General features: G+C 47.6%; 8 protein-coding genes. 3 read left to right on the top strand and 5 right to left on the bottom strand.

What is annotated here, in order from left to right; all coding sequences use genetic code 11:
- The first annotated feature begins 29 nt into the window (after positions 1-29).
- Positions 30-962 carry an RluA family pseudouridine synthase gene (locus E7L17_RS00985; RefSeq protein WP_316321393.1) on the top strand — a complete coding sequence of 311 codons (933 nt, stop codon included), beginning with the start codon at positions 30-32 and terminating at the stop codon, positions 960-962.
- A gap of 141 nt (positions 963-1,103) precedes the next feature.
- Here E7L17_RS00985 and E7L17_RS00980 read toward each other — a convergent pair whose 3' ends face one another.
- From E7L17_RS00980 to E7L17_RS00970, 3 genes are read right to left on the bottom strand one after another with little or no spacing between them, the layout of a single operon-like run.
- The gene (locus E7L17_RS00980) at positions 1,104-2,108 is read right to left on the bottom strand and encodes an ATP-binding cassette domain-containing protein (RefSeq protein ID WP_316321392.1); all 1,005 of its coding nucleotides are present in this window, start codon (positions 2,106-2,108) and stop codon (positions 1,104-1,106) included.
- A complete protein-coding gene (locus tag E7L17_RS00975) occupies positions 2,105-2,806 on the bottom strand; it encodes a GTP-binding protein (RefSeq protein WP_316321391.1) in 702 nt (233 codons plus the stop codon). Before E7L17_RS00975 ends, E7L17_RS00980 begins: the two co-directional genes overlap by 4 nt.
- On the bottom strand, positions 2,803-4,044 hold the full coding sequence (locus E7L17_RS00970; RefSeq protein WP_316321390.1) for an ABC transporter substrate-binding protein: 1,242 nt from the start codon (positions 4,042-4,044) through the stop codon (positions 2,803-2,805). The genes E7L17_RS00975 and E7L17_RS00970 overlap by 4 nt, the downstream gene beginning before the upstream one ends.
- A gap of 321 nt (positions 4,045-4,365) precedes the next feature.
- Here E7L17_RS00970 and E7L17_RS00965 point away from each other — a divergent pair, with 321 nt between their 5' ends.
- On the top strand, positions 4,366-4,989 hold the full coding sequence (locus E7L17_RS00965) for a hypothetical protein (RefSeq protein WP_316321389.1): 624 nt from the start codon (positions 4,366-4,368) through the stop codon (positions 4,987-4,989).
- 1,131 nt (positions 4,990-6,120) lie between these two features.
- Here the strand turns inward: E7L17_RS00965 and E7L17_RS00960 are convergent.
- Positions 6,121-6,399 carry a hypothetical protein gene (locus tag E7L17_RS00960; RefSeq protein ID WP_316321388.1) on the bottom strand — a complete coding sequence of 93 codons (279 nt, stop codon included), beginning with the start codon at positions 6,397-6,399 and terminating at the stop codon, positions 6,121-6,123.
- Between the two features lie 524 nt (positions 6,400-6,923).
- Entirely contained in the window at positions 6,924-7,769 is an 846-nt protein-coding gene (locus tag E7L17_RS00955; RefSeq protein WP_316321387.1) for an Mrp/NBP35 family ATP-binding protein, read from the bottom strand.
- Between the two features lie 444 nt (positions 7,770-8,213).
- On the opposite strand from E7L17_RS00955, the gene rpoB reads away from it, so the two are divergent.
- Positions 8,214-11,933: a DNA-directed RNA polymerase subunit beta gene (gene rpoB, locus E7L17_RS00950; RefSeq protein ID WP_316321599.1), complete on the top strand. Its 3,720-nt coding sequence runs from the start codon at positions 8,214-8,216 to the stop codon at positions 11,931-11,933.

The raw sequence follows: 11,933 nt of genomic DNA, 5'->3' as shown, positions 1-11,933 counted from the left end.
CGTTCTTTTTATGAAAGAAAGGGGACCCCATGAAAAAGAAAGAGAAGCCCCGAGAAAAGAATCCGCGTGCACCAGTTGTGTTACAGGTGCAAGAAGCCGGAATACTAGTTGATTTTTTACGCAACAATTTGCGAGGGAAATCAAGGAACAACATTAAGTCTCTGCTGGTACGCGGTGCGGTTTTGGTAGATAACCGTGTTGCAACCCGTTACGATTACCCTTTGCGCCCTGGGCAAGCTGTTCAGGTTCGCTGGGCACCGGAGGTACCCACCGCTGGTGGCAAAGCACTCCAAATTTTGTATGAAGATGACGAGCTTTTGGTCATTAATAAGCCTGCTGGTCTACTCTCTATTTCGAATGAGAAAGAAAAAGAACGCACGGCTTACCATCAAATGACGGAGCATGTGCAGCAAAGTGACCCAAACTCCCGCATTTTTATTGTTCACCGGCTTGACCGAGATACCTCGGGTGTATTGCTTGCGGCAAAAACCTCCGAGATGAAATATGCACTGCAAGACAATTGGAGCAGTTTGGTGAAAACCAGAAAGTACACCGCAGTGTTGGAGGGGTGTCCCGAACCAATGAGCGGGCGCATTCACACATGGCTGTACGAAACAAAGAACTTAATGGTTTACTCTGGAGAAAAAAGTGATGAAGGCTTGGAATCGATTACCGATTATAAAGTAATTGGTGTCGCGCCCGGGTACTCTTTGGTAGATATTTTTCTGCAAACCGGGCGAAAAAATCAGATTCGCGTTCATATGAAAGAAAAAGGCTGCCCGGTTGTAGGCGATAAAAAATACGGTGCAAAGGGAAGCCCCTTTAAGCGACTTGGTTTGCACGCAGGGCTACTGGAATTGCGCCATCCGGTCACCGGAAAGCTGATGCGGTTTGAGGCAAAGGTACCCGCTGTGTTTTTGTCCATCTCGTTCCAGCGTGTGAAAGCAGAAAAAGCTATTTAATAAGAGTTTAGATATTTCTTTTCACTTGAAGCAGTAAGGCCGTCACGATATGGTATCGTGACGGCCTTACTCATTTTTACATATATTCTTAGGAGACTTTGAAAAGAAAGCGTAATAGAAATATAATAGCTTACGAAAAAATTAAGGCAAAAGTGCGGTGGAGAGAAGCTGGCCATCCCGCAGTTTATGGCGGGTGTTTTGAATAACGGCATCCATACGCTCCAGCTCTTCCAAAAGCTCGCGTTCCTGCTCACTGGTGGTGATTACTTTATGAATACCACCGTTACGAATGACAATTCGGCGGTCAGCAATCAGTGCGAGCAAGGGATCATGCGTAGCCATCAAAACGATTTTATCCTCGGCGACAAGGAGCTTTAACGCTTTTTTGCGGTCAATACCCGCGTTTTCAATTTCGTCAATCAAAACAATAGGTGAGGTGCTCAAAATTGCGGTGTCGGCAATCATGAGTGCGCGGGACTGCCCGCCGCTCAAGCTGGTTACGGGAGTATCTAAACGGAATTTCTCACCGGCAAGATAGTTCGCTTCTTCAATAATGCGGGCAATCACCGTATCGGCATTGTCGCACAAGCGGCTTTGGGCATGCAGCTCCAAAAACTCCTGTACCGTCAAATCCATTACAAAGTTCATGTTTTGAGAGAGCTGTGCAACCAGCTTGTTGCCGGATGAAAACCGCCATTTATTATCCGGTTTTTCTTCATTTATGAGGATACTGCGCCCGGTGGGGGTATCTCCCTGTGCCGCCCACTCAATGTCTGCCAAGAGGCGGCTTTTGCCGGAGCCGGTAGGACCAACGATGGATATAATCTGCGAACTGCTTACTGTTAAGCGGTCAAATCCTTCTGGTACACCGTTTTTATCGTGTCCCGGTAGTATGGTGAGAGAATGTACAAGCGAAGAAGCGTCCATCCCCAAAAAATCCTTCATTTGCTGAATGTATATGGGTAGGTCTGCTAAAAGACTTTCTTTATCGATTGCCATTTCTTCCAGCTCTATTGGTGAGAAATGCTCTAAAAACTGCGGGAAGGTCATTGCTTCATAACCGGCAACATCCAGCTTGTTCTGATCAAGATAATCTGAAACAAACGGATAATCGCTCAACAGCTGAGCAATGGTCTGCTCCATCATGCCAAATCCTCCCCCAAGTCAATTTTCTTTATGTTACCCAATTGGTAGTTCTCGCCGATTCGTGTTTCACCCAAACAGTAGGAGCAAAGGGCGGCGGGCATAGGGAATCGAAGCTGCATTCCCTGTACAGAATCCACACGCTTTTCTTCATCATAAACCAGCGTACCAAGCTCGTAGGCACCCTGCCCGGTCAGGCCGTTCACGTGCATCACAATAGCGCGGGGATTGACTGAGCTAACACGAGAAGAAAACACCTCGCGCTCTGCCTGCGACACAATGTCACCCTTTGTAATGACCACAATATCGGCAGATTTGAGCAAAGGGCCAATTTTCTTTGGGGTGTTAATGCCCGAAAGGTTATCAATAACACAAATGCCTTTGATTTCTTTCAAGTAAGGAGAGCAGCGATTGCACAATCCAGCGGATTCACTAATCAGCAAATCAAGCCCGGTGCGGTTGCCCCACTTTACAATCTCTTCAATGTTTGAGGCAAAGAAATGGTCGGGGCAAAGTGCGCCGGAAAGCCCCTTTTTTACGGGAACGCCCGCCTTTTCATATGCAACGTCATCATCTGTGTATAGGCAGTCAAACTTTACAACGCCCACTTTCATGCCGCGCCCCTGAAGGGAGGCAATGGTTTTTAGAATAACAGAGGTCTTACCCGATGAGGGAGGACCAGAGAATATGGTTAGGTTCATACGATCTCCTTTCCGGCAGCAGCGTAGAAATCACGCTCCGTCTCCAGGATTAATGCGCCGATGTCATTTTCATGGATATAATCCCAACCTAGCCACATGAAGGATTGATCCGGGGCAAGGTGATTGTTTACGATCGGATTGGTTGATGGGAATTTGCCGTTTACAGACATCAACTCGCCAACCTCTTTGGAGAAAAGGAAATCGACAAATGGCTTTACCTTATCTTTGGAGGCTGCTTTTGTGAGAAGAAAGATGGGGCTGATGATGGCACCCTCTTTTGGCCAAACCGGGACAAGCGGGCTTTTATCGTCAATCATCTGGGTAAAAAAGTACGGAGTAATAGAAACCGCAGGGCCTTGCTGCTGCTTACCGGCTTTTACCATCTGCGCCGGGTGCATACCACTAAGCAGATTGCGCCCGAGTTTCTCAACGCCTTCCTTGCCAAAGAAGCGGCGAATGTGCAGAGTAAGAGCGTTAAACATGTCCAAATCCCGAACCGGAAGAGAAATACTATTCTCAAATTCTGGGCTAAGTAGGTCTTCCCAGCTGGAGGGGAAGCGACGGTCGCCCAAAACTTTGGTGTTCACCATAAACACGCAAGCTACGGCACCAATAATGGTGTATTGCCCCTTAGGGTCTCGTAAATTAATATGCTCGTTCTCAAAATCGGTGTTTAAGTGCTCAAGACCAGAAATGTCTTCAAACACACCAGCGTCACGGTAACGACCCATCAGCTTGTGGTCGAAGAAGAGGTCAAATCCAGCGGAAAGATACAGGTCAGACAGCTTCTCGGCATCTCCGTCTGCGGCAAGAACACGTTCTTTTGTGCCATCAAGCCCCATGCTGGCAGCTTTTAAATCATAGTCTGTTTTAGCGGCGATGTCGCTGTTCTCTTTCAGCCAGCTTTCTAGCTTTTCAAGCAAAGGCAAACGTATGGGGCAGGGAAGAACGCCCTCTACTCGAATCTCGGCGCCGCTTTCCTTTTTCATAGCAGAAAGACCAGTTCCGGTGGAGTATTGCCCCTGCTCAATAGCATCCGTCAGCTTTTGAACAAAAAGCTCTGGGCTGATTTTGCGGCTCTTCAGTGCTGTTTCTAGTGAGATGGTGCGCCCCATGGTCTTTCGCATCAAATCGTTTTTAAGCTGTTCAAACCCGTGAGAAATCAAGAGCTCCTTTGCCTCGGGGTATTTTTCAGTAATATCGTAAACCGTATCGGTAAGTTTAAAGTACTTGTTCATATTTATTCCGTCCTTTCCGTTCGCTTTATTGGCGGATATTTTTTAAGTTAATGTTAGTATACCAAAATAGGGGACATTTGTATGTTGCAAAAGCAACAATTTTAAATCATTTATTAAATCTTATAATACGTTATATGATTTTTAGACATACAATAAACCGATTGATAATTGATTGGCGTTGACAGCTTAGAATGATGGGGAGTATAATACGAAAAACATTTGGATGGGCTGCTTCGCGATGAAGTTAAGGTTCGCGCAGGCGTTGTCCGCATATTATGAAAAAGAGCGCGAAAGTAGACGAGTTTGAGCGGAGGTGCTGCTATGGTGATTCATGAGCTGCCGTTTCCTCTTGTGTGGGAAAATGATGTACAAGCGGGGTACGGAGGGAATCAGGCATGGTTTTTGCAGGCGTTCCAACGCACTGCGGGCTGTGCCAGTGTGTCGGGTGCGAATTTGGCTGCCTATTATGCGTCTCAGTTCCCAGAGTGTCGCAGTGTTTACAAAGGCAATGTTGAACATTTTTCAAAAGAAGAATACCTGCAAACAATGGAGGCGGTGTACCGTTATATGACGCCGGGGCCGATGGGCTTCCCCGTGGCACGACAGTTTGTGCAAAAGCTTTTATTGTTTGCTGGTGACCGCGGAACAATGCTGGAAGCACACACTCTTTTTCACCACCAAAGCTGTGAGGGACGGATGCGCTTTCTAAAAGAAGCGATTGCCAAAGGGAACCCGGTTGCATTTTTGATATTAAAGCATCGTTCTCCTAAAATGAGGGAAAACAATTGGCATTGGATGACGATTACCGGGTGGGCGGAGGATGCCGACAGTGAGCATGTAATTGTGTCGAATCTAGGCAGGCGTGAGGTTTACCCAACGGAGCTGCTGTTTGAAAACCATTGGGGAAATGTGATGAGAATGGTATACTTTTCTTTATCACAATAATATAGATGGTCTCTTGCAAGAAATGCGATAAGGTTACATCTGCGGGGTAATGAGAGCACTCTAAAAATGACCGTTTGCATTTTTCTAAATGCTTTGATAAAAGCAGTATTGCGCTTGGACGCAAAGCATTCTGCTGGCGCAGGGCTTTACCCCTCATTCCAGAGGCTTTTGCTTTTCAAATAGAGAGAATTTGCTTGAAGAAGTTTTGCACTAGGGCGCAGGGACATTCTGCTGGCGCAGGGCTTGCCCCTCGTGCCGGGGCGGGCACAACCTTTCGCGAAAGGGTGAAAGGTTGCAAAGGCCTTCCAAGGGGAGAGTATCGATTCTCTCCCTTTGGATTCCCTCTCAACGACCAAAGGCTCTGCCTTTGAAATCCGGGTGAGCTCCCGCTCTGCATCTCATTTCCGCACAGGAACAAGCCTGTGCGTTGCAGTTTGTGCGTAAGGTTTTGCTTTACCACTCGTAAATGGAAAAGAAGCTAGCTATCAAATCTGTTTCTGCGAGGGAACGTGGAAGAGGTTAAAAAGCAAAAAAGAACGCCGTTCCAATCAAGGAACGGCGTGAGCCGCACGGGCGATAGTGCGGCGTTATATGCTTACAGACAAATAAGCGTGGCGAAGCCGGGTTCCACGGCTCAGGGATGGAGCGATGGCATTAAAATAGCTTGCAATATTACATCGGGATCAGAAAAGTGATTGGAGTGGTTTATTTTTTATCCCGAAAATCCGGCTTCGCTTTGCCTTTGTCTGTAAGGCAACAAAAAAGTGCTCGTCACGGAATCCCTCATAAGGGTACTTCCACAACAAAGCACTTACTCTATCCGTGCATCAAACACAATATAACCGTTAGGAGCCGTTGCTCATGCCCTCTGTACAAAAGGGAATAAATGGGTTATAATTGTGTAGCAATTCGCAGCGTAAGCTGTTGTTATGGAGGTTACTGCTCCGTAGCAGGGGGTGGGTGGTGGTACACCCATCCTCGCTTTGCACTTATATGTGCCCTACAAGGTAAATTATACCAGTATTTATTAATGATTGCAATATGATTTTGATAAAATGGGAAGTTTTATCACATTATAAATTTTCGAGTCGGATTTTTAGAAGTCCGACTTTTTTTATTTTATAGGTCTTTTTAAGCTATTTTTTCTTTATCAAGTAGTTTTGCGCTATGGCGCAAGGCACTCTGCTGGCGCAGGGCTTTGCCCCTCGTGCCGGGGCGGGCACAACCTTTCGCGAAAGGGCGAAAGGTTGCAAAGGCCTTCCAAAGGGAGAGTATCGATTCTCTCCCTTTGGATTCCCTCTCAACGACCAAAGGCTCTGCCTTTGGAATCCGACTGAGCTCCCGCTCTGTATCTATATTTCCGCACAGGGACAAGCCTGTGCGTTGCAGATTGTGCGTAAGGTTTTGCATTGCCGCTCGTAAATAAAAGAAGTACCTAGCTGCCGAGCATCTTTCTGCGAGGTGACGAGAGCGCTCTAAAAATGACCGCCGACGAAAGTTTGCAGATTGCTATCCGATTGTACAAGCAAAGGAGAGTGGGCATTTTTAATGGAGCGCCTTTCCGGAGGCTTTTGTTTTATCGCTTAGGGGTCGTTCCCCAAATGGAATCCAAAGGCGGAGCCTTTGGTGAGTCTTTCCTCCTTTTCTTCTCATCAAGAAAAGGAGAGCCTGCCCCGGCTTGAGGGGCGAATGAAAGAAAAGAAGAACCCCCCTGCGGCGCAAGCCGCTATCAATTTCAATTATTAAATGTGCTTTAGTAAGATAAGGGTTTTGCGCTCTGGCGTGTGGGGCAAATGAAACGAAAGAAGAATTTCTCTGCGACACTAGCCGCTTAAAATACTTTCATTCTAGAAGATGGAACTGCTGCCTATATAATGAAAAAGACCTCCCGTTACCGCATTCGCGGATACCGGAGGTCTTTTAAATATTTATCTTTACTGTTTTACTGGTTTCTTCCATTCAGCAACCAAATCGGCTGTTTCTTCGAGTACAGAGGCGGGGTAGCCCTCTACATTGCCGCTGTCACACGCTGCTGCCAAGGCGGGGTCAATGGGCAGCTTGGCAAGAACCTTTAGGTTATGTTCCTGTGCAATCTCATCTACATGACTTTCCCCAAACACAGCAATCTTTTTATTGCAGTCGGGACACTCCACATAAGAGTAATTCTCTATTAGACCAAGAATCGGAACGTTCATCATCTCTGCCATCTTAACTGCTTTCGAAACAATCATCGAAACCAGCTCCTGCGGAGAAGTGACCAAGATAATGCCATCCAGCGGAATCGACTGGAATGTGGTCAGCGCGACATCTCCCGTTCCCGGAGGCATATCAATAAACAGAACGTCTACATCGCCCCAAATAACGTCCTTCCAGAACTGCTTTACCACGCCGCCTACAATTGGGCCACGCCATAAAACGGGGTCGGTTGGGTTATCCAATAAAAGATTAACGGAAATCATCTTGATTCCTGTTTCACTCAAGACGGGGAGAATCCCATTCTGGTTTGCCATTGCTTTTTCGGTGATGCCGAATAGCTTTGGGATGGAGGGGCCGGTTATATCTGCGTCCAATACGCCGCTTACCAAACCCATACGGTTTGCTAGCACAGCAAGCATGGCTGTAATGGAGGATTTACCAACACCGCCCTTACCGCTCACAACACCGATTACTTTTTTAATACGGCTTTGGCTGTGGGGTGCTTCTAAAAGACTTGCCGGCTCGGTACGGCTGGCACAGTCTGAACTGCAGCTACTACAGGAATGGTTGCAGGTTTCACTCATCGTTTTTCGCTCCTTTTGACCTAGATTATCACCAACGGGCACGCCCGTATTCAGGTGTTTCCAGTTCAGTATACTCTGTTTAAGACGATTGTCAATAAAAGCACTGATTGGGATTTGGACATAAAAATATCCCTTTCGCTATGCGAAAAGGATCGAAAATCTCTCTTTTATTCAATAAAATACTAGAATATGTTTATTTGGTTAGAATTATTCCAATTATCTTTCAGGATATACTTGACAAATGCACTATATTGTAATAAAATAATATACTGCATCATCATGGAGACGTATACTTTTTCCCTTAACTTTAGGTCTATTCTAACACGCTTTTTGGAAAAAGGCAAGAGCATCTTTTAAAATTTTACCGAAGCGGTGGTGTCGCCGGCAGGAAAGTTTGTTTATCCGACAAAGATGGTGAAATATATGAATGGAGTGATTGAGCCAATGGTGAATGTCAAACCGGTACAACTAGGCAAGAATACTCGTATGAGCTTCTCCCGGATTGATGAAGTCTTGGACATGCCGAACTTGATCGAGGTACAGAAAAATTCCTACCAGTGGTTTTTAAAGGAGGGTTTAAAAGAGGTTTTCCGCGATGTTTCCGGTATTACGGATTACACAGGAAACCTGGTTCTCGACTTTGTAAACTACAAACTGGATGACAAGCCTAATTACAGCGTAGAAGAATGCAAGGAACGTGATACTACCTACGCTTCGGCTCTTCGGGTAACAGCCCGCCTGCTGAATAAGGAAACCGGAGAAATTAAAGAATCCGAGGTTTTCATGGGTGATTTCCCGCTTATGACAGACAGTGGAACTTTTGTGATTAACGGTGCGGAGCGCGTTATTGTATCACAGCTTGTGCGTTCTCCCGGTGTTTATTATAAAATGGATTACGATAAGACAGGTAAAGAGCTGTTCAGTGCTACTGTAATCCCAAACCGCGGTGCTTGGCTGGAATACGAAAACGATGCGAACGACGTGTTCTATGTTCGTATTGATAAGAACCGCAAAATCCCGATCACGGTGTTTATCCGTGCGCTCGGCCTTTCTACCGATGAGGAAATCCGCGAGTACTTTGGCGAGGATGACCGCATTATGGCTACCATTGAGAAAGACCCCTGCAAGAATACGGAGGAGGCTCTGTTTGAGGTTTACCGCAAGCTGCGCCCCAGTGAGCCGCCCACCATTGAAAGTGCTCAAACGCACATTAACGGGCTGTTCTTCGATGCACGGCGTTACGACCTTTCTCGTGTTGGCCGCTATAAATATAATAAGAAGCTGAACTTGGCTGGCAGAATTACCGACCAGCAGCTTTCTCGCCCCATTATCAACCCGCTTACCGGCGAGCTGATGGCAGAGGCTGGTGAAGTGGTTACTCTTGAAAAAGCCATGCAGATTGATAACGCTGGTGTATCTACTGCGTTTGTGCAGCAGGGCGAGCGTGAAATTAAAGTGATTTCGAACGGCATGGTGAACCTGAACGATTTTGTTCCGTTTGATGCGAAAGCAGAGTGCGGCATCAACGAGCGCGTTCGCTTTAGTGTGTTGGTTGAGATTCTGGAAAGCTGCGACGGCGAAGAAGAGTTGAAAGAAACTCTGCGTGCCCGTGCAGATGAGCTCGTACCCAAGCACATTATTATTGACGACATTTTCTCGTCGATTAACTTTTTAAACTGCCTTGCAATGGGCCTTGGCCATATTGATGATATCGATCACTTGGGCAACCGCCGCATTCGCTCCGTTGGCGAGCTGCTGCAGAACCAGTTCCGCATCGGTTTCTCCCGTTTGGAGCGCGTCATTCGTGAAAGAATGACCTTGCAGGCACAGGATTTGGAAATCCTGACTCCCCATTCACTCATTAACATCCGTCCTGTGGTTGCAGCAATTAAGGAATTCTTCGGTTCCTCTCCGCTGTCACAGTTCATGGATCAGAATAACCCGCTGGCAGAGCTGACGCATAAGCGCCGTCTGTCATCATTGGGACCCGGTGGTTTGTCCCGTGACCGCGCCGGATTCGAAGTTCGAGACGTTCACTACAGCCACTATGGCCGTATGTGCCCAATTGAAACGCCAGAAGGCCCGAACATCGGTCTGATTTCGTACCTCGCTACATTTGCACGCATCAATGAATATGGCTTTATTGAAGCACCGTTCCGCCGTGTGAATAAGGCAACCGGCTGTGTTACCGAAGAAGTAGAGTATATGACTGCCGACGTTGAGGATGATTACATTGTGGCGCAGGCCAACGAACCGTTGGATGAAGAAGGTCACTTTGTTCACCCCAAGATTAACGGTCGTTACCGTGACGAGTTCGTACAGGTGGAAAGTTCCCGTGCCGACTTTATGGACGTTTCCCCTCGTATGGTTGTGTCTGTTGCAACCGCAATGATTCCTTTCCTTGAGAACGATGACGCCAACCGTGCGCTGATGGGTTCCAACATGCAGCGGCAGGCAGTTCCACTGCTCACAACCGAGAGCCCCATTGTTGGTACCGGTATGGAGTATAAGGCCGGTGTTGACTCCGGTGTTTGCCTCCTTGCAAAGCGTGCTGGTGTGGTTCGCAGTGTAAGTGCAGACGAAATCCGCATTACTGCGGATAACGGCGAGATAGACACCTACCGAGTTACTAAGTTTATGCGTTCCAACCAGGGAACATGTATCAATCAGGTTCCGCTGGTAGACCGCGGCCAGCAGGTTGAGGCAGGCGAGGTTATCGCGGATGGTCCTGCAACCGACGGCGGTGAAATCAGCCTTGGTAAAAATGCCCTGATTGGCTTTATGACCTGGGAAGGTTATAACTACGAAGATGCTGTTCTAATCAACGAAAAGATTGTTCGCGAAGATGTGTACACTTCCATTCATATTGAAGAATATGAAATTGAAGCCCGCGATACAAAGCTCGGGCCGGAAGAGATTACCCGCGATATTCCGAACGTAAACGAAGATTTGCTCAGTGACCTGAACGAGAACGGTATTATCCGTGTGGGTGCTGAGGTTCGTGCTGGCGATATTCTGGTTGGTAAGGTAACCCCCAAGGGTGAAACCGAGCTGACTGCGGAAGAACGCCTGCTACGCGCCATTTTCGGTGAGAAGGCTCGTGAAGTTCGCGATACCTCCCTGCGTGTACCGCATGGTGAATACGGTATTGTTGTGGATGTTAAGGTGTTCACTCGTGAAAACAGCCACGATGAGCTGAGCCCCGGTGTTAACAAAGTGGTTCGCTGCTATATTGCCCAGAAGAGAAAAATCTCGGTTGGCGATAAGATGGCAGGTCGCCACGGAAACAAGGGTGTTGTCTCCCGCATTCTGCCGGAAGAGGATATGCCCTTCCTGCCAGATGGCCGCCCGCTCGACATCGTGCTGAACCCCTTGGGCGTTCCGTCTCGTATGAACATCGGTCAGGTTCTGGAAGTTCACCTTGGCCGTGCAGCAAAAGCACTTGGCTGGAAAATCATGACCCCCGTATTCGACGGTGCGCATGAAGATGATATTCGTGCCTGCCTGAGCGAGGCTGGTATGAGAGAAGACGGTAAGGTAGAGCTGAGAGACGGCCGCACCGGCGAGCTGTTCGACAACCCCGTTACCGTTGGCTATATGTATTACCTCAAGCTCCATCACTTGGTTGATGATAAAATCCATGCCCGTTCCACAGGCCCCTATTCACTGGTTACTCAGCAGCCGCTGGGTGGTAAGGCACAGTTTGGTGGTCAGCGCTTCGGAGAGATGGAAGTTTGGGCGCTGGAAGCTTACGGTGCTGCTTATACCTTGCAGGAAATTCTGACGGTGAAGTCCGATGACGTGGTTGGTCGTGTGAAAACGTACGAAGCCATTGTGAAGGGACAAAACATTCCGAAGCCCGGCGTGCCGGAATCCTTTAAGGTTCTCATTAAGGAACTGCAGTCTCTGGCTCTGGACGTTAAGGTGCTTGATTCCAATAACGAAGAAGTTGACCTTCAGGTGAACTATGATGAAGATGTTGGATTCACACCGTCTGGCGACACCTTTGATGAGCCTACGGTTGCCACACAGGATAATTTCGATGGGTATACAGTGGAAGATCCCGACCTGGACGATTCCTACGAAGAGGAAGCGGATCTGTTCTCAGAAGAAGAGGAGGATCCCTTCGAAAGCGAAACGACTACTAGCGATGATATGGAATAA

This window comes from Clostridium sp. (assembly GCF_032576335.1).
Classification (GTDB): domain Bacteria; phylum Bacillota; class Clostridia; order Oscillospirales; family Acutalibacteraceae; genus Faecalispora.
This window is presented reverse-complemented; position numbering and strand designations above follow the sequence as displayed.

Bases quoted from the DNA above. Each gene is read 5' to 3' on its own strand.
- E7L17_RS00985 (WP_316321393.1), top strand. From the start codon at position 30: ATGAAAAAGAAAGAGAAGCCCCGAGAAAAGAATCCGCGTGCACCAGTT.
- E7L17_RS00980 (WP_316321392.1), bottom strand. From the start codon at position 2,108: ATGATGGAGCAGACCATTGCTCAGCTGTTGAGCGATTATCCGTTTGTT.
- E7L17_RS00975 (WP_316321391.1), bottom strand. From the start codon at position 2,806: ATGAACCTAACCATATTCTCTGGTCCTCCCTCATCGGGTAAGACCTCT.
- E7L17_RS00970 (WP_316321390.1), bottom strand. From the start codon at position 4,044: ATGAACAAGTACTTTAAACTTACCGATACGGTTTACGATATTACTGAA.
- E7L17_RS00965 (WP_316321389.1), top strand. From the start codon at position 4,366: ATGGTGATTCATGAGCTGCCGTTTCCTCTTGTGTGGGAAAATGATGTA.
- E7L17_RS00960 (WP_316321388.1), bottom strand. From the start codon at position 6,399: ATGCAAAACCTTACGCACAATCTGCAACGCACAGGCTTGTCCCTGTGC.
- E7L17_RS00955 (WP_316321387.1), bottom strand. From the start codon at position 7,769: ATGAGTGAAACCTGCAACCATTCCTGTAGTAGCTGCAGTTCAGACTGT.
- rpoB (WP_316321599.1), top strand. From the start codon at position 8,214: ATGGTGAATGTCAAACCGGTACAACTAGGCAAGAATACTCGTATGAGC.